This is a genomic window from Streptomyces sp. NPDC053493 (genome assembly GCF_044544825.1).
Classification (GTDB): domain Bacteria; phylum Actinomycetota; class Actinomycetes; order Streptomycetales; family Streptomycetaceae; genus Streptomyces.
Genome location: NZ_JBITXS010000011.1, coordinates 80978 through 97792, shown reverse-complemented (window position 1 = coordinate 97792; position 16815 = coordinate 80978). Strand labels below are relative to the sequence as shown.

The 16815-nt window shown below is 73.4% G+C and carries 11 protein-coding genes; 5 read left to right on the top strand and 6 right to left on the bottom strand.

The window, feature by feature from the left end; all coding sequences use genetic code 11:
• The first annotated feature begins 62 nt into the window (after window positions 1-62).
• Complete coding sequence (locus tag ACIGO8_RS27450; RefSeq protein ID WP_399736042.1) at window positions 63-854, top strand: metal-dependent hydrolase; 792 nt, start codon at window positions 63-65, stop codon at window positions 852-854.
• A gap of 108 nt (window positions 855-962) precedes the next feature.
• On the opposite strand, the gene ACIGO8_RS27445 is transcribed toward ACIGO8_RS27450, so the two are convergent.
• Together ACIGO8_RS27445 and ACIGO8_RS27440 are read right to left on the bottom strand one after the other, a co-directional pair.
• Window positions 963-2744 (bottom strand): ABC transporter ATP-binding protein, encoded by a 1782-nt coding sequence (locus ACIGO8_RS27445; protein WP_399736039.1) that lies wholly within the window; start codon window positions 2742-2744, stop codon window positions 963-965.
• On the bottom strand, window positions 2741-4618 hold the full coding sequence (locus ACIGO8_RS27440; RefSeq protein ID WP_399736036.1) for an ABC transporter transmembrane domain-containing protein: 1878 nt from the start codon (window positions 4616-4618) through the stop codon (window positions 2741-2743). Before ACIGO8_RS27440 ends, ACIGO8_RS27445 begins: the two co-directional genes overlap by 4 nt.
• A 193-nt stretch (window positions 4619-4811) precedes the next feature.
• Here ACIGO8_RS27440 and ACIGO8_RS27435 point away from each other — a divergent pair, with 193 nt between their 5' ends.
• Window positions 4812-6419, top strand: a complete 1608-nt coding sequence (locus ACIGO8_RS27435; protein ID WP_399736034.1) for a peptide-N4-asparagine amidase — start codon at window positions 4812-4814, stop codon at window positions 6417-6419.
• A gap of 109 nt (window positions 6420-6528) precedes the next feature.
• Here the strand turns inward: ACIGO8_RS27435 and ACIGO8_RS27430 are convergent, their stop codons facing one another.
• Window positions 6529-7974 (bottom strand): Gfo/Idh/MocA family protein, encoded by a 1446-nt coding sequence (locus ACIGO8_RS27430; protein ID WP_399736031.1) that lies wholly within the window; start codon window positions 7972-7974, stop codon window positions 6529-6531.
• 226 nt (window positions 7975-8200) lie between these two features.
• On the opposite strand from ACIGO8_RS27430, the gene ACIGO8_RS27425 reads away from it, so the two are divergent.
• Window positions 8201-9052, top strand: a complete 852-nt coding sequence (locus ACIGO8_RS27425) for an RCC1 domain-containing protein (RefSeq protein WP_399736028.1) — start codon at window positions 8201-8203, stop codon at window positions 9050-9052.
• 73 nt (window positions 9053-9125) lie between these two features.
• On the opposite strand, the gene ACIGO8_RS27420 is transcribed toward ACIGO8_RS27425, so the two are convergent.
• Window positions 9126-12050, bottom strand: a complete 2925-nt coding sequence (locus ACIGO8_RS27420; RefSeq protein WP_399736025.1) for an FAD-binding and (Fe-S)-binding domain-containing protein — start codon at window positions 12048-12050, stop codon at window positions 9126-9128.
• A 51-nt stretch (window positions 12051-12101) separates the two neighbouring features.
• Window positions 12102-12569, bottom strand: a complete 468-nt coding sequence (locus ACIGO8_RS27415) for a MarR family winged helix-turn-helix transcriptional regulator (RefSeq protein WP_399736023.1) — start codon at window positions 12567-12569, stop codon at window positions 12102-12104.
• A gap of 92 nt (window positions 12570-12661) precedes the next feature.
• Here ACIGO8_RS27415 and ACIGO8_RS27410 point away from each other — a divergent pair, with 92 nt between their 5' ends.
• The gene (locus ACIGO8_RS27410; RefSeq protein ID WP_399736019.1) at window positions 12662-14497 is read left to right on the top strand and encodes an ABC transporter ATP-binding protein; all 1836 of its coding nucleotides are present in this window, start codon (window positions 12662-12664) and stop codon (window positions 14495-14497) included.
• A gap of 306 nt (window positions 14498-14803) precedes the next feature.
• The gene (gene mltG, locus ACIGO8_RS27405) at window positions 14804-15682 is read left to right on the top strand and encodes an endolytic transglycosylase MltG (protein ID WP_399736015.1); all 879 of its coding nucleotides are present in this window, start codon (window positions 14804-14806) and stop codon (window positions 15680-15682) included.
• Here mltG and ACIGO8_RS27400 read toward each other — a convergent pair.
• Window positions 15639-16796 carry an NAD(P)-binding domain-containing protein gene (locus tag ACIGO8_RS27400; protein WP_399736013.1) on the bottom strand — a complete coding sequence of 386 codons (1158 nt, stop codon included), beginning with the start codon at window positions 16794-16796 and terminating at the stop codon, window positions 15639-15641. The two genes, mltG and ACIGO8_RS27400, sit on opposite strands and share 44 nt — an antisense overlap.
• Between the last annotated feature and the right edge of the window lie 19 nt (window positions 16797-16815).

Sequence of the window (16815 nt, the reverse complement as noted above, 5' to 3'; positions counted from 1 at the left end):
CCGGTCCACCGACCGGCCGTCAACTGGGCGCCGGCGCATGAGGAACGGGGCGGGGAACGACCATGATGGGACCGGCGCACTCGCTGTCCGGAGCGGCGGCCTGGCTGGGAGTGGGGGCGGCAGCGGCGGCCTTCGACCACCCGATGCCGTGGCCGGTTCTCGTCGTCGGCGCGCTCATCTGCGCGGGCGCGGCCCTCGCGCCCGACCTCGACCACAAGTCGGCCACCATCTCGCGGGCCTTCGGTCCGATCTCCCGGGGCCTGTGCGAGGTCGTCGACAAGGTGTCGTACGCCGTCTACAAGGCGACCCGCTCCGCCGCCGACCCGCGGCGGTCCGGCGGCCACCGCACCCTCACCCACACCTGGCTGTGGGCGGTCCTGATCGGCGCCGGCTGCTCGGTCGCCGCCGTCACCGGCGGCCGCTGGGCGGTGCTCACGATCCTCTTCGTCCACCTCGTGCTCGCCGTCGAGGGCCTGCTGTGGCGGGCCGCGCGGATGTCCAGCGACGTCCTGGTCTGGCTGCTCGGCGCCACCAGCGCCTGGATCCTGGCCGGTGTGCTCGACCAGCCGGGCAACGGCTCGGACTGGCTCTTCACCGGGCCCGGCCAGGAGTATCTCTGGCTCGGCCTGCCCGTCGTCCTCGGCGCGCTCGTCCACGACGTCGGCGACGCCCTGACCGTCTCCGGCTGCCCGATCCTGTGGCCGATCCCGGTGGGCCGCAAGCGCTGGTACCCGGTCGGCCCGCCGAAGGGCCTGCGCTTCCGCGCCGGCAGCTGGGTCGAGCTGAAGGTGCTCATGCCGGTCTTCATGCTGCTCGGCGGCGTCGGCGGAGCCACGGCGCTCGGCTTCCTCTAGTCGTCTCGTCGTCTCGTCGACGTAGGAGCCGCACCACCCGAAGCCGTAGGCCCGCCCTCAGCCGTACGCCGCGCCTTCAGCCGTACGGCTCTGCCCGGAGCCGTGCGGCTAGCCGTGCCAGGAGCGCCACAGGGCCGCGTAGGCGCCGTCCGCCGCCACCAGGTCGTCGTGGCTGCCCAGCTCGCTGATCCGGCCGCCCTCGACGACGGCGATCAGGTCGGCGTCGTGGGCGGTGTGCAGCCGGTGGGCGATCGCGACGACCGTGCGGCCGTCGAGGACGCGGGACAGCGAGCGTTCCAGATGCCGGGCGGCGCGCGGGTCGAGCAGCGAGGTCGCCTCGTCCAGGACCAGCGTGTGCGGGTCGGCGAGCACGAGCCGGGCGAGGGCCACCTGCTGGGCCTGCGCCGGCGTGAGCGCCAGGCCGCCGGAGCCGACCTCGGTGTCCAGGCCGTCGTCCAGGGCCCGCGCCCAGCGGTCGGCGTCGACCGCCGCCAGCGCCGACCACAGCTCGCCGTCCTCGGCGTCCGCCCGGGCCAGCAGCAGGTTGTCGCGGAGCGAGCCGACGAAGACGTGGTGCTCCTGATTGACCAGGGCCACGTGCTCGCGGACCCGCTCGGCCGGCATCCGGGCCAGCTCCGCCGCGCCGAGCGTGACCGAACCGGCCCGCGGCGCGTAGATCCCGGCCAGCAGCCGGCCGAGCGTCGACTTGCCGGCGCCCGAGGGACCGACCAGGGCGAGCCGGGTGCCCGGGGCGACGTCCAGCGACACCCGGTGCAGCACGTCCAGGCCCTCGCGGTAGCCGAAGCGCACCTCGTCGGCCCGCACCGCCCGCCCCTCCGGCCGCACCTCCGCGTCGCCCGCCTCCGGCTCGATCTCGCGGATGCCCACCAGCCGGGCCAGGGACACCTGCGCGACCTGGAGCTCGTCGTACCAGCGGAGGATGATCCCGATCGGGTCGACCAGCATCTGGGCGAGGAGCGCGCCGGTGGTCAGCCCGCCCACGTCCATCCAGCCCTGGAGGACGAAGGCGCCGCCGATCATCAGCACGGCGACCAGGACGACGACATGGGTCAGGTCGATCACCGGGAACAGCACCGAGCGCAGGAAGAGTGTGTAGCGCTCCCACCGCGTCCATTCCCGCACGCGCCGGTCCGACAGGGCGATCCGGCGGGCGCCGAGACGGTGCGCCTCGACCGTGCGGCCCGCGTCCACCGTCTCCGCGAGGGCCGCGGCCACCGCCGCGTAACCGGCCGCCTCCGAGCGGTACGCGGACGGCGCCCGCCGGAAGTACCAGCGGCAGCCGACCACGAGCAGCGGCGCGGCGATCAGCAGCGCGAGCGCCAGTGGCGGCGCCGTCACCGTGAGGCCGCCGATCAGCAGCCCCGCCCACACCACGCCGATGGCGAGCTGCGGCACGGCCTCGCGCATCGCGTTGGCCAGTCGGTCGATGTCGGTGGTGATCCGGGACAGCAGGTCGCCGGTGCCGGCCCGCTCCAGGACACCCGGCGGCAGCGCCACCGCGCGGACCAGGAAGTCCTCGCGCAGATCGGCCAGCATCTCCTCGCCGAGCATCGCGCCGCGCAGCCGCACCAGGCGGACGAACACGGTCTGCAGGAGCAGCGCCACCGCGAACAGCGCGGCCGTGCGCTCCAGACGGAGCTCACGGGCGCCGTCGGTCAGGTCCTCGACGACCGAGCCCAGCAGATAGGGGCCCGCCATGGAGGCCGTCACGGCGACGGCGTTGACCACGATCAGCACCGTGAACGCGCGCCGGTGGCGGCGCATCAGGCCCCGGACGTAGGACCGCACCGTCGTGGCGGTGCCGACGGGCAGCGTCGTCGCCGACGTCGGTGCCGCCGGGTCGTACGCGGGCGGCGCCAGGCCGATCATGCCGACTCTCCTTCCAGCTGGTCCTTCAGCTCGCCGTTCAGCTCGTCCTTCAACTCGTCGTCGAGCCCGCCTCGCAGCCGGTCCTCCAGGCCCTCCATCTCCTTCAGGCCGGCCTCGACCGCCTGCTCCTCGTCGGTCTCGCGCGTCACCACGGCCCGGTAGCGGGGCTCGCCGGCGAGCAGCTCGCGATGGGTGCCGACCGCGACGGCCGTGCCCTCGTGGACCAGGACCACCCGGTCGGCGAGGTCGAGCAGCAGCGGCGAGGAGGCGAGGACGACGGTGGTCCGGCCGGTCCGCAGCCGTCTGATCCCGGCCGCCACCCGGGCCTCGGTGTGCGAGTCGACCGCGGAGGTCGGCTCGTCCAGGACGAGCACCTCCGGGTCGGTCACCAGCGAGCGGGCGAGGGCCAGCCGCTGGCGCTGGCCGCCGGACAGCGACCGGCCCCGCTCGGTGACCGTGGTCCGCATCGGGTCGCCGCCGGTGTCCACCGAGGCCTGCGCGAGCGCGTCCAGGACGTCTCCGCACTGCGCCGCCTCCAGGGCCTCGGCTGCCGTGACCCGGCCGGACGACGGCACGTCGAGCAGCTCTCCGAGCGTGCCCGACAGCAGCACCGGGTCCTTGTCCTGGACGAGGACGGCCCTGCGCGCCGTGTCCAGCGGCGTCCCGTCGAGAGCGACGCCGCCCAGCAGCACCGAGGAGTGGTCCTCGTCCGGCTCCGCCGGATGGCCGCCGAGCCGGTCCGCGAGCCGGCCGGCCGCGTCCGGGTCGCCGCACACCACGGCCGTGAGCCGGCCGGCCGGCGCGAGGACGCCGGTCACCGGGTCGTACAGGTCGCCGCCCGGCAGCTCCTCGGGAGCGCCGGAAGCGGGCGCCGTCGTCGTACGGGTCAGGGCCAGGACCCGGGCGGCGCGCCGCGCGGACGGCCGCGAGAAGGAGTAGGCCATGGCGATCTCGGCGAACGTGCGCAGCGCGTGATGGGTGAGCGCCACCGCGCCGTACACGGTGACCAGTTCGCCGACCGCGATCCGCCCGTCGAGCGCGAGCCGCGCCCCGTACACCACGACGACCAGCATCAGAAGGCCCGGCAGCAGCGCCTGGATCGCGTCGATCAGCGCCCACATCCGGGCGCTGCGCACGGCCGCCCCGCGCACCTCCTGGGACGCGGCCCGATAGCGGCCGAGGAACAGCTCCTCGCCGCCGATGCCGCGCAGCACCCGCAGCCCGGCGACGGTGTCGGAGGCCAGTTCGGTGGCCCGGCCCGCCTTCGCGCGCTGCTCGTCGGCCCGGCGGGTGGCGCGGGGCAGCAGCGGCAGCGAGGCGAGCGCGACGACGGGCACGCCAACGGCGACCACCAGGCCGAGCTCCGGCTGGTAGAGCACGAGTCCGGCACAGACGACGACCAGGCTCACGGCGGCGGCCGCGAAGCGCGAGAGGGCCTCCACGAACCAGCCGATCTTCTCCACATCGCTCGTGGAGACGGCGACGACCTCGCCCGCCGCGACCCGCCGGGTGAGGACGGAGCCCAGTTCGGCGGTCTTACGGGACAGCAGCTGCTGGACCCGGGCGGCGGCGGTGATCCAGTTGGTCACGCTCACCCGGTGGACCATCATGGAGCCGGTCGCGACGGCCAGACCGAGCACCGCGCACACCGCGCCGCCCAGGACGAGCCGGCCGCCGTCGCGGTCCACCACCGCCTGCACGGCGATGCCGATGCCCACCGGCAGCCCGGCGATGCCCAGTTGGAGCAGCAGTCCCCACAGCAGACAGCGCACCTGGCCGCCGAGCTGCCGGCGGCCGAGCCAGCGCAGGAACGCGGCGCCCGAGCGGACGTCCGGGACTCCGGGGTCGGCGTACGGTAGATCGCGAATCTGCATGGTGCCCCAAGCGCCTTCGACCGCCGCGCCCACGGGCACGGAGCATCGGTCCCTCGATGTCTCGAACCGGTCAAGGTTCGCTCCGCCCGGCACCCGTCGGCAAACGATTTTCCGGCAACTCCCGACAGATCGCGCCAAGGCGGACCCACGCCCTCTGGACCGCGCCCGGGCTCCCGCGCTTCACTCACGGCCCATGAGACAACGGAAGATCATGAGCGTGCTCGGCGGCCTCACCCTCGCCGCCGGTCTGCTCCTGTCCGCGCCGGCGGCCCACGCGGACGAGGCCCCCGTCACCCCGCCGGCCGAGTTCGGCACCGACTGGCACGACCCGGTCACCGCCGCGCCGCCGATATCCGTCCCCGGCACCCGCACCTGCGAAGTGACCCTCGCCGAGACGCAGTTCCGCGACTTCACCCCGTACAAGGGCGGCTACGCCCCGCCCGAGGAGTGCGGCCCCGGCGACTGGAACAAGGTGGTCCTGCGCCTCGAAGGAAAGGTGAAGGGCCGTCAGTACGACCGGCTCGGCTACCTCACCGTCGGCGGCGTCGAGGTCCTGCGCACCTCCACGCCCGAGCCCTCGCCGGACGGCATCACCTGGTCCGTCGAGAAGGACGTCACGCGCTACCGCGACACGTTCAGCCGCCCGCAGCCGGTCGAGATGCTCATCGGCAACGTTGTCGACGGCACCTACACCGGCGTCATCGACGTCCGCGTCACCCTCACCTTCCACACCGCCCACGGCAAGGTGAAGCCCGCCGCCGGCACTCCCGACCGCGTGCTGCCGCTCACCGGCGGATCGCTCACCACCCCGCGCAACACCGAGCGGATCCTGGCCGAGATGTACGCCACCGGATCGGGCGGCGGCTGCGAGGAGTTCTGGTACCTGACCGTGCCCGACGCCGCGCCCTACTCGTGCAAGGCCGCCGACGGGCCCTACCGCGAGGTCCAGATCTCCGTCGACGGGAAGCTCGCGGGCATCGCCGCGCCCTTCCCGCACGTGTGGACCGGCGGCTGGTCCAATCCCTTCCTCTGGTACGTCACTCCCGCCCCGCGCGCCTTCGACGTCCAGCCCGTCGTCTACGACCTGACGCCCTTCGCGGCGCTCCTCAACGACGGCCGCGCGCACCGGGTCGAGGTCTCCGTGGCCGGAGTCCCGGCCGGGCAGAGCGGCTGGAGCGTGCCCACCAACGTGCTGCTCTGGCAGGACGAGGGCCGCGCCGTGGTCACCGGCGGCCTCGACCGGCACGAGGTGGGCGAGCTCCGCAACTCCGCCGTGTACACGGCAGGATCGCCGGACCGCCTGGAGACCTCCGGCGGACACACGCTCACCGTCGCCGGCCACCTGAACACCTCGCACGGCCGGGTCTCCACCACCGTCACCCGCACCGTCGACCACCGCTCCACCCACCGCTGGGGCGCCGAGGAGAACCCGGACGCGCTCAGCGCCTGGTGGACCGACGACGAGACGGTGACCGTCGGCCGCACCGCCACCCGCACCCACCGCTCGTACACCATGGACGGCGAGATCAGCATCGACGCGGGCAACCGGCTGCGGACCGTCCTCACCGTCGGCGACCGGGCCTCGGCCTCGGTCGTCCGCGACGGCAAGCGGCTGTCCTGGTCCCGGCTCGACGACACGTACACCGGCGACGCCGCCTTCACCCTCGGCGTCCCGCGCGACCAGCGGCACGCGGTGGGCACCAGCACCGAGCGCTACCGCCGTTACGGCTCCGACGGCTGCTACGACCACGTGTTGAAGACCGTCCAGGGCACGCTGGTCGAGGACCTGCGGCGCTGCTGAACCGGATCCGGTGACGGCGACGGTCCACGGTGAGGGTCACGGTCACGAAGACCGTGACCCTCACCCGCCCGCGGGCACACCGGCGGCTCACTCCGGGCTCACTCCGGGCTCACTCCGGCTTGGCCGAGTCCACGCCGGAGCGGGCCTTGCGCCACTCACCGCGCGTGAAGTCCGGAATCGGCTGCGGAGCGCCGCCGGCCTTGATCGAGGCGTGGCTCAGCGGCACCGGAGAGGTCCACGTCGCCGCGTCGTACACGTCGAAGTCGGGCACCAGGCCGAGCCGCAGGCACTGGGTGAGCCGGTAGACCATGAGGTAGTCCATGCCGCCGTGGCCGCCGGGCGGGTTGGCGTGCTCCTTCCACAGCCAGTGGTCGAACTCCTCGGCGTACGCGCCGAAGTCGCCCCACCGGTCGTCCTGGTGGTCCGGCTCCAGATAGATCCGGGCCGGATAGTCCTCGAAGACGCCGCGGGTGCCGCCGAGGCTGTTGATCCGGCTGTAGGGATGCGGCGTCGACACGTCGTGCTCCAGCCGGATCACCCGGCCCTTCGCCGTCTGCACCAGACTGATCGTCCGGTCGCTCTCGATGTACGACTCCTTCCAGCTCGGGTCGCCCTTCGGCATGTGGGCGGCACGGTACTCGGCGAGGCCGAGCGCGGGCGTACCGAAGCTGCTGATGCTGACGACCCGGTCGCCGCGGTTCACGTCCATGTAGTTGGCGACCGGGCCGAAGCCGTGGTTCGGGTAGAGGTCGCCGCGCAGCCGGGTGTGCCAGAGGCGGCGCCAGGGACCCTCGTAGTAGGTCGGCGAGAACATCAGCGCGCGCAGGTCGTGGTCGTACGCCCCCGCGCCGTGCAGGAGCTGCCCGAACTTGCCGGCGTGCGCCATCCGCAGGACGCGCATCTCGTTGCGTCCGTAACAGCAGTTCTCCAGCTGCATGCAGTGCCGCCGGGTCTGCTCGGAGAGGTCGACGAGCTCCCAGAGGTGGTCCAGGCGCAGCGCGACCGGGCACTCGACGCCGACGTGCTTGCCGTGCAGCATCGCCTGCTTCGCCATCTCGAAGTGCAGGTCCCAGGGCGTGGCCACATGGACGAAGTCGACGTCCCCGCGCTCGTACAGCTTCAGATAGTCCTCCTCGCCGCTCGCGTAGACGGCGGGCGCGGGCTGCCCGGCGGCGACGACCTTGGCGGCGGCGCTCTCGGCCTTGGCCTTCACCGGGTCGCAGACGGCGACCACCCGGACGCCGGGCAGGGCCAGATAGAGGTCGATCATGCTGCCGCCGCGGTTGCCGAGGCCGACCAGGGCGACGCGGACGGTGGAGCGCGGTGCGAAGGGCACCCCGGCCATGGTGGCGCCGCGGCGGGGCGGCGTCGCGGGAACGGCCGACTCCGCTGCGGCGGCCTGGAATCCGGCGGCTTCGGACCCGGCGGCTCCGGGCCCGGTGGCGGCCTCGGCGGAGCCCGTACCGAAGGCGCCGAGTCCGAGCCCGGCGCCCGCCGCACCGGTCGTCCTGAGCACGGAGCGGCGGCTGGGGCGCGGGGGAGTGCTGTCGTTCATGGAACCTCCGGTTGCGTGGTGTGCAGGGTGGGTTCATGAATCCCGGACAGGACCTTGGCCGCTGATGCTCCTGATGCGCAAGGGCGCCGTTTGGACTTGTGGGCAACGGTGGTTGGACTCTTGTGTTCCGGTTCCGCCGGCGACGGCTGAGGGACCCGCCCCGATGCCAGGCCGACGTAAGGTGGCATCCCCTGTCGTGACATCGCGCCGAGCGCAAGGAGGCGGAATGTTCGTCGGCTCATCGGTGCTGGCCGCCGGAAGGCGTCATTCCGTCGGGCTGCGCGGGGACGGAACCGTTCTCGCCACGGGCAATACCGCAGCCGGAGAATGTCGCGTCGAGGGATGGGAGGACGTCGCCGCGGTGGCCGTCGGCAACGTCCACACCGCGACGAACACCGGCAGGTGTCACACGGTGGGACTCCGGTCGGACGGCACGGTGCTGGCAACGGGGTGGAACGGCTACGGGCAAGGTGAGGTCACCGGATGGCGAGGCGTCACGGCCGTGGCCGCGGGCTGGCGCCACACGCTCGGGCTGCTCGCCGGTGGCCGGGTGCTGGCGGCCGGCCGCGGTGCAGAGGGACAGTGTGACGTGGAGTCCTGGCGCGAGATGGTCGTCCTCTCGTGTGGTGACTGGCACTCGGTCGGCGTCCGGTCGGACGGTTCCGCGCTGGCCACGGGGAACAACCGACGACGGCAGTGCGCCGTCGAAGGATGGCGTGACCTGACCGCCGTATCGGCCGGGTATCTCCATACCGTCGGCCTCACAGCCGACGGGCGGGCGGTGGCGACCGGAGACCGGGCGACCGGGGCGTGCGAGGTCGATGAGTGGGAAGACGTGGTGGCGCTCAGCGCGGGCAGCTGTCACACCGTCGGGGTCACCGCGTCCGGACGGGTCCTCGCGGCGGGAGACAACAGCCACGGGCAGTGCGACGTCGGGGATTGGCGCGACATCGTCGCCGTGGCGGGCGGTTCCACGCACACCCTCGGCCTGCGTGCCGACGGCACGGTCGTGGCCGCGGGCAACAACGCCGACGGACAATGCGAAGTCGACGACTGGTCCGGAATCCGGCTTCCGTGAGTCCCCGGGCCGCGCGAGACAGACGGACACGCCGCCCTTCCCTGGCCCCGCGACCTCGTTCCGATTCCCGTCCTCAGGGGCGGGTCGCGCGCTCCAGTGCGAGCAGCGCCGAGTAGTAGGTGCGGCCGGTGGCGCGGTCCATGCCGACCTCGCACATCCGGTTGGCCGACAGATGCGCGTCGTACGGCCGGGCGGTGACCTCCGCCGCCTCGCGCGCCGTCGCCGAGGCCGTCAGTTCCGGATGCAGCATGCCCCGGTCGCCCGCGAAGGCGCAGCAGCCCGCGTCCACCGGCACCGCGACCTCCGCCGCGCAGGCCCCGGCCAGCGCGGTCAGCCGGTCCTCGACGCCCAGGTGCCGCATGGAGCAGGTCGGATGGACCACCGCCGTGTCCACCCGCCGGTGCACCTCGAGCCGGGGCAGCAGCTCGTCGGCCGCCCACACCAGCGAGTCGACCACGGTCAGCTCGGCGTGCAGCTCCCGGTTGTCGTCGGTGAGGTACGGCACCACCTCGTGCGCCAGGCCCAGCGTGCAGGAGGACGCGTCGACGACCAGCGGCAGCCGGCCTCCGGCGGTCCAGCCCCAGGCCGCCGCCACGATCCTGTTGGCCATCAGCTCGTTGCCGTGCGCGTAGCCCTTGGAGTGCCAGATCGTCGCGCAGCAGGTGCCCGCCACGTCGTCCGGGATCCACACCGGCCGCCCGGCCCTGGCCGAGAGCGCCACCACCGCCTCCGGCAGCGAGGGCCCCTCGAAGCCGTCCGGATTGCCGAAGATGCGGTTGACGCAGGACGGGTAGTAGACGGCGACGGCGGCCGGCCGGTGGGTGCGCGGCAGCCGGCGGGCCTGGGCGCCGGGGATCTGGGGCAGCCATTCGGGGACGCGGTCGGGGCGCACGGCCCGGCGCGCGAGGGCGGTCGCCCGCTCCAGGAAGCGGTCGCCGAGCCGCGCCCCGGCGCCGACCGCGAGCCGCGCGGAGGCCTCCACGGCGCGGAAGTGGCGGGCGGCGAGCGCGGCGATCCGCTCCTCGTGCGGAGTGTGCCGCCGGTGGCGGAACTCCTTCATCAGGGCGCCGGTGTCGATGCCGACCGGGCAGGCGAGGGCGCAGGTGGAGTCCCCGGCGCAGGTGTCGACGGCGTCGTAGCCGTAGGCCGCGAGGAGGCCGGTCTCGACCCGCGAGCCGTCGGCCTGGCGCATCATCTCCCGGCGCAGCACGATCCGCTGGCGCGGTGTGGTCGTCAGGTCGCCGCTGGGGCAGGTGGGTTCGCAGAAGCCGCACTCGATGCACGGGTCGGCGATCGGCTCCACGGTCGGAATGGTCTTCAGGCAGCGCAGATGGGCCTGCGGGTCGCGGTCGAGGACGATCCGGGGCGCGAGCACGCCGTCGGGATCGATGAGCTCCTTGGTCCGCCACATCAGCTCGGTCGCCTTCGGGCCCCACTCCAGCTCCAGGAAGGGCGCGATGTTGCGGCCGGTGGCGTGCTCGGCCTTCAGCGAGCCGTCGAAGCGTTCCACCGTCAGCTTGCAGAACTCGTCCATGAACGCCGCGTAGCGCTCCACGTCGTTCGGGTCGGCGGCGTCGAAGGCGAGCAGGAAGTGGAGGTTGCCGTGCGCGGCGTGACCGGCCACCGCCGCGTCGAAGCCGTGCCGGGCCTGGAGGTCGAGCAGTTCCGCGCAGGCCTCGGCGAGCCGCGCCGGCGGCACCGCGAAGTCCTCGGTGATCAGCGTCGTACCGGAGGGCCGCGAGCCGCCGACCGCCGTCACGAAGGCCCTTCGGGCCTTCCAGTAGCCGGCGATCGTGCCCGGGTCGCGGGTGAAGGCGTTGCGGACGGAGGCGACCGGGGCGACCGTGTCGAGCCGCTCCAGGACCCGGGCCGCCGCCTCCTCGTACGCGCGCAGGGCGGCCTCGTCCGGCGCGCGGAACTCCACGAGCAGCGCTGCCGTCTCCCGGGGCAGCTCCGCCCAGTCGGCGGGCACGCCGGGCACCCGGACCGAGGCGCGCAGGGTGTTGCCGTCCATCAGCTCGACGGCCAGGGCGCCGGCCTCGGTGAAGTGCGGCACGGCGGCCGCGGCGGCCGGCAGCGAGGGGAAGAAGAGCAGGGCCGTGGCGACCTCGCGGTCCAGCGGGAGCGTGTCGAACACGACCTCGGAGATGAAGCCGAAGGTGCCCTCGGAGCCCACCATCAGGCCGCGCAGGATCTCCACCGGCGTGGCGCCGTCGAGGAAGGCGTCCAGCCGGTAGCCGTTGGTGTTCTTGATCCGGTACTTGGCGCGGATCCGGGCCGTCAGCTCCGGGTCGGCCTCGATGTCCGCCTTCAGGGCCATCAGCCCGGCGCACAGCCGAGGTTCCGCGCGGGCCAGTTCGTCGTCGGCGGCCGGGTCGGCGGTGTCGACGACGGTCCCGCCCGGCAGCACGAAGGTGAGGGAGGCGACCGTGCGGTAGGCGTTGCGGGTGGTGCCCGCGGTCATCCCGGAGGCGTTGTTGGCGACCACGCCGCCGATGGTGCAGGCGACGGCGCTGGCCGGGTCGGGCCCGAGCACCCGGCCGTACGGGGCGAGCGCCGCGTTGGCCCGGACGACCGTGGTGCCGGGCCGGATCCGGGCGCGGGCGCCGTCGTCCAGGACCTCGACGCCGACCCAGTGGCGGCGGACGTCGACCAGGATGTCCTCGCCCTGCGCCTGCCCGTTGAGGCTGGTCCCCGCGGCGCGGAACACGACCTCGCGGCCCTTGCCGCGGGCGTACGACAGGACGGTGGACACGTCGTCGACGTCCTCGGCCGTCACCACCACCTGCGGTACGAAGCGGTAGGGGCTCGCGTCGGAGGCGTACCGCACCAGGTCGGAGATCCGCCACAGCACCTTGTCCGGGCCGAGCAGGGCGATCAGCTCGTCCCGCAGGTGCTTCGGCGTGCCCCGGGCCAGCAGGTCGGGCACCCGGTCGGGCGCGGCCCGCCGTGGCGTACCGGCGCGCAGGGCCCGCGGGTTCGGCTCCAGTACGGGCATGCCAGGGCTCCCCTCCGGCGCGAGAGTGCCGCCGCTCCCGCTGCCCCGGTCTCAGCAGACGCGCTCCGGACCGCGGTCGACCAGAGCGGACAGCAGACCTCCGAGCACCTCGCGCTGGTCGACGGTCAGTGGGGCCAGGATGTCCTCTGCGGCGGCGCGGCGCGCGCTGCGCAGCTCCCTCAGCGTGTCGCGGCCGGCGTCGGTGAGCTCGATCCGCACCACCCGGCGGTTGGTGGGATCCGGCGCCCTGCGCACCCGCCCGGAGGCCTCCAGACCGTCCACGAGGCTGGTCACGGCGCGGGGCACGACCTCGAGCCGGGCCGCGAGGTCGGCCATCCGCGGCGGATCCGGATAGTGGGCGACCGTCCGCAGCAGCCGGGACTGTGCCGGTGTGATGCCGACCGGCTCCAGGTGCCGCTTCTGGATGCGGTGCAGCCGGCGGGTGAGGCGGAGCAGCTGCTCGGCGAGGAGACCGTCGGGATCAGGGGTGCCCGCGGGGCCCGGGGCGGGGATGCTCATGCGGGAACAATATCAGGACCTTGTTCATTGTGAGTATAGGTAACAATGAGCTATGCTCCGACGGAGCCTCTCCCGAACCCGCGTAGGAGCCCATGCACCCGCACGACGAGTCCACCTGGACGCCATCCGCCCGTGATCCCGGCCGCCCCGAGGAGCCCGCCCAGCTGCGGCGCATCCTGCGGCTGTTCCGCCCCTACCGTGGCCGCCTCGCCCTCGTCGGCCTGCTCGTCGGCGCCTCGTCGCTGGTCTCGGTGGCCTCGCCGTTCCTCCTCCGCGAGGTCCTGGACACCGCGATCCCGAAGGGTGACACCGGGCTGCTCACCCTGCTCGTCCTCGGCATGATCGCCACCGCCGTCACCTCCGGCGTCTTCGGCGTGCTGCAGACCCTGATCTCCACCACCGTCGGCCAGCGCGTCATGCACGACCTGCGCACCGCCGTCTACGCGCAGCTCCAGCGGATGCCGCTCGCCTTCTTCACGCGCACCCGCACCGGCGAGGTCCAGTCGCGCATCGCGAACGACATCGGCGGCATGCAGGCCACGGTCACCTCGACCGCCACCTCCCTGGTCTCCAACCTCACGGCCGTCGTCGCCACCGTGGTCGCCATGCTCGCCCTCGACTGGCGGCTCACCCTCGTCTCGCTGCTCCTGCTGCCGGTCTTCGTCTGGATCAGCCGCCGCGTCGGCCGCGAGCGCAAGCGGATCACCACCCGGCGCCAGAAGCAGATGGCCGCCATGGCGGCGACCGTCACCGAGTCGCTCTCCGTGAGCGGCATCCTGCTCGGCCGCACCATGGGCCGTGCCGACTCCCTCACCCGGTCCTTCGCCGAGGAGTCCGAGCGCCTGGTCGACCTCGAAGTGCGCTCCTCCATGGCCGGACGGTGGCGGATGTCCACCATCGGCATCGTCATGGCCGCCATGCCCGCCCTGCTCTACTGGGCGGCCGGCATCGCCCTTCAGGCCGGCGGTCCCGCCATCTCGCTCGGCACGCTCGTCGCCTTCGTCTCGCTCCAGCAGGGCCTCTTCCGGCCCGCCGTCAGCCTGCTGTCGACCGGCGTGCAGATCCAGACCTCCATGGCCCTCTTCCAGCGCATCTTCGAGTACCTCGACCTGCCCGTCGACATCACCGAGCCCGCCGAGCCCGTTCGCCTGGCGAAGGTCTCCGGCGAGGTCGTCTTCGAGAAGGTCGGCTTCCGCTACGACCCCGAGGGCGAGGGCCGCCCCACCCTCGACGGCGTCGACCTCACCGTCCCGGCCGGCGGCAGCCTGGCCGTCGTCGGGCCCACCGGCTCGGGCAAGTCCACCCTCAGCTATCTGGTGCCCCGGCTCTACGACGTCACCGAGGGCCGGGTCACGCTCGACGGCGTCGACGTGCGCGACCTCGACTTCGACAGCCTCGCCCGGGCCGTCGGCGTGGTCTCCCAGGAGACCTACCTCTTCCACGCCTCCGTCGCCGACAACCTGCGCTTCGCCAAGCCCGACGCCACCGACGAGGAGATCGAGGCCGCCGCGCGCGCCGCCCAGATCCACGACCACATCGCCTCGCTGCCCGACGGCTACGACACCCTCGTCGGCGAGCGCGGCTACCGCTTCTCGGGCGGCGAGAAGCAGCGCCTCGCGATCGCCCGCACCATCCTGCGCGACCCGCCCGTGCTGATCCTCGACGAGGCGACCAGCGCGCTCGACACCCGTACCGAACACGCGGTGCAACAGGCCATCGACGCGCTCTCCGCCGGCCGCACCACCCTCACCATCGCCCACCGGCTCTCCACCGTCCGCGACGCCGACCAGATCGTCGTCCTGGAGGCGGGCCGGATCGCCGAGCGCGGCACCCACGAGGAACTGCTCGCCCTGGGCGGACGCTATGCGGCCCTGGTGCGGCGGGACGAACACACGAACGCGGGAGCGGTTGTTCCCCAGAACGTGTGATCGTGCCCGTTTTCGTTGCCCAACTCCCTTGTGACGGCAGATGATTACGGTGCGCGAGCGACGGGCTGCAGACCGCGACCGCGCAGTCCCACAGCACACTCTGCACAAGGAGAACGCACCACCATGAACGTCCTCACCCACCTGCTCGCCGGCGTCGTCCACTTCCTGGGCTGGCTCGTCTGACCCTCCCGCAGGCAGCAGTGCCCGGCGCCGCCGGTCTCCCGTCCCCGGGGGCCGGCGGCGCCGCCGCGTGTCCGGGATGTCCGGATCCGCGGTTTCGGGAGCGCGCCGGGTTAGCGTGCGGCCATGACGCATCGGACCTGGCAGCCCGAACACCGTCGGCGCCCCGCCCGGCTCACCCGGCGCGGCCGGCTCGTCGTGATTGTCGGCGGCGTCCTCGTTCTCGCCGCCGCGGTCACGGTGTCGCTGCTGCCGCTCGGCGGCGGGACGGACACGCCTCCCGTGGTGGAGAAGCAGCGCACGCTCCTCATCCCCGAGGGCTGGCGCGGCGGCGAGGTGTACGCGGCCGTGGACCGTTCCCTCGGACTGCCCGCCGGCACCACCGGGAAGGCCGCCCACGCCCCGGCCACCAAACTCGCCCTCCCGGCCGAGGCCGACGGCAACCCGGAGGGTTATCTCTTCCCCGCCACCTATCCCGTCGAGAAGGCCACCACCGCGCAGGGACTGCTCCGCTACATGGTCGACACGGCGGCAAAACGCTTCGGCACGGCGCGCGTCGCGGACGGCGCCAAACGCCACGGTCTCAGCGTCCACCAGCTGGTCATCGTCGCCAGCATCGTCCAGGCGGAGGCCGACCGGGCGGAGGACATGGGCAAGGTGGCGAGGGTCGTCTACAACCGGCTCGCCCAGGGGATGCCGCTCCAGATGGACTCGACCATCAACTACGCCCTGGGCCGCGACACCGTGGACACCACCCACCAGGACACCCGCATCGACAGTCCCTACAACACCTACGAGCGCCGGGGACTGCCTCCGTCACCCATCGGCAACCCGGGCGACGAGGCGATGTCGGCGGCCGTGAACCCGGCGAAGGGCGACTGGCTCTACTTCGTCACCGTCCGGCCCGGCGACACCCGCTTCGCCACCGACTACGCCGAACACCAGGCGAACGTGGCCGAGTTCAACGAACAGCGGCGGGCCGCGGGGAGCTCGCGGAGTTCCTGAGCGGATCGCCGGACGGGCTCGCGAGCAGGGCGCGGATCTCGGCGACCGCCGCCCGGCCGGCCCGGTTGGCGCCGATGGTCGAGGCCGAGGGGCCGTAACCGACGAGATGGACGCGCGGGTCCCGTACGGCCCGGGTCCCCTCCAGCCGGACACCGCCGCCCGGCTCGCGCAGCCGCAGCGGCGCCAGATGGTCGATCGCGGCCCGGAAGCCGGTCGCCCACAGGATGACGTCCGCCTCGACGCTCCGCCCGTCGTTCCAGGCCACGCCGGTCGGCGTGATCCGGTCGAACATCGGCAGCCGGTCGAGGATGCCGCGCTTGCGGGCCTCGCGGACGGCGTCGTTGAGCGGAAGGCCGGTGACCGACACCACGCTCCGCGGCGGCAGCCCCTGCCGTACCCGCTCCTCCACCAGGGCGACGGCGGCCCGGCCCTCGACCTCGCCGAACGGGCCCTCGCGGAAGACGGGCTCGGTGCGGGTGACCCAGGTGGTCCCGGCGGCGACGTCGGCGATCTCCATGAGGTGCTGGGTGCCGGAGGCGCCGCCGCCGACCACGACCACCCGCTTGCCGGCGAAGGCCTCGGGCCCGGGGTACCGGGCGGTGTGCAGCTGCCGGCCCCGGAAGGTCTCCTGCCCCGGGTAGCGCGGCCAGAACGGGCGGTCCCAGGTGCCGGTCGCGTTGATCACGGCGCGGGTGGCGTAGACGCCCTCCGAGGTCTCGACGAGCAGCCGCCCGTCCCTGCCCTCGGGGCCCTCGCGGACCGCGGTGACGTCCACGGGCCGGTGCACGCGCAGGTCGAAGGTCTCCTCGTAGTCGGCGAAGTAGCCGCCGATCACCTCGGAGGAGGGCCGGGCCGGGTCGGCGCCGGTCAGCTCCTTGCCGGGCAGCGCGTGCATGCCGTGGACCTTGCCGTACGTGAGCGAGGGCCAGCGGAACTGCCACGCGCCGCCCGGGCGCGGGGCGTGGTCGAGGACGACGAAGTCACGGTCGGGCTCGAACCCGGTGCGGCGCAGGTGGTAGGCCGCGGACAGGCCCGCCTGCCCGGCGCCGATGACCACGACGTCCAGGTCGCGGACGGCCACCTCACGTGCTTCGTGTACCTCGAAATCGTTCACGATTCCACCAACCGTGGGC

What these genes read in the sequence shown, in the direction of transcription:
- ACIGO8_RS27430 (WP_399736031.1), bottom strand. Translation starts at nt 7,974, where the DNA reads ATGAACGACAGCACTCCCCCGCGCCCCAGCCGCCGCTCCGTGCTCAGG.
- ACIGO8_RS27415 (WP_399736023.1), bottom strand. Translation starts at nt 12,569, where the DNA reads ATGAGCATCCCCGCCCCGGGCCCCGCGGGCACCCCTGATCCCGACGGT.
- ACIGO8_RS27445 (WP_399736039.1), bottom strand. Translation starts at nt 2,744, where the DNA reads ATGATCGGCCTGGCGCCGCCCGCGTACGACCCGGCGGCACCGACGTCG.
- mltG (WP_399736015.1), top strand. Translation starts at nt 14,804, where the DNA reads ATGACGCATCGGACCTGGCAGCCCGAACACCGTCGGCGCCCCGCCCGG.
- ACIGO8_RS27450 (WP_399736042.1), top strand. Translation starts at nt 63, where the DNA reads ATGATGGGACCGGCGCACTCGCTGTCCGGAGCGGCGGCCTGGCTGGGA.
- ACIGO8_RS27410 (WP_399736019.1), top strand. Translation starts at nt 12,662, where the DNA reads ATGCACCCGCACGACGAGTCCACCTGGACGCCATCCGCCCGTGATCCC.
- ACIGO8_RS27425 (WP_399736028.1), top strand. Translation starts at nt 8,201, where the DNA reads ATGTTCGTCGGCTCATCGGTGCTGGCCGCCGGAAGGCGTCATTCCGTC.
- ACIGO8_RS27435 (WP_399736034.1), top strand. Translation starts at nt 4,812, where the DNA reads ATGAGACAACGGAAGATCATGAGCGTGCTCGGCGGCCTCACCCTCGCC.
- ACIGO8_RS27420 (WP_399736025.1), bottom strand. Translation starts at nt 12,050, where the DNA reads ATGCCCGTACTGGAGCCGAACCCGCGGGCCCTGCGCGCCGGTACGCCA.
- ACIGO8_RS27440 (WP_399736036.1), bottom strand. Translation starts at nt 4,618, where the DNA reads ATGCAGATTCGCGATCTACCGTACGCCGACCCCGGAGTCCCGGACGTC.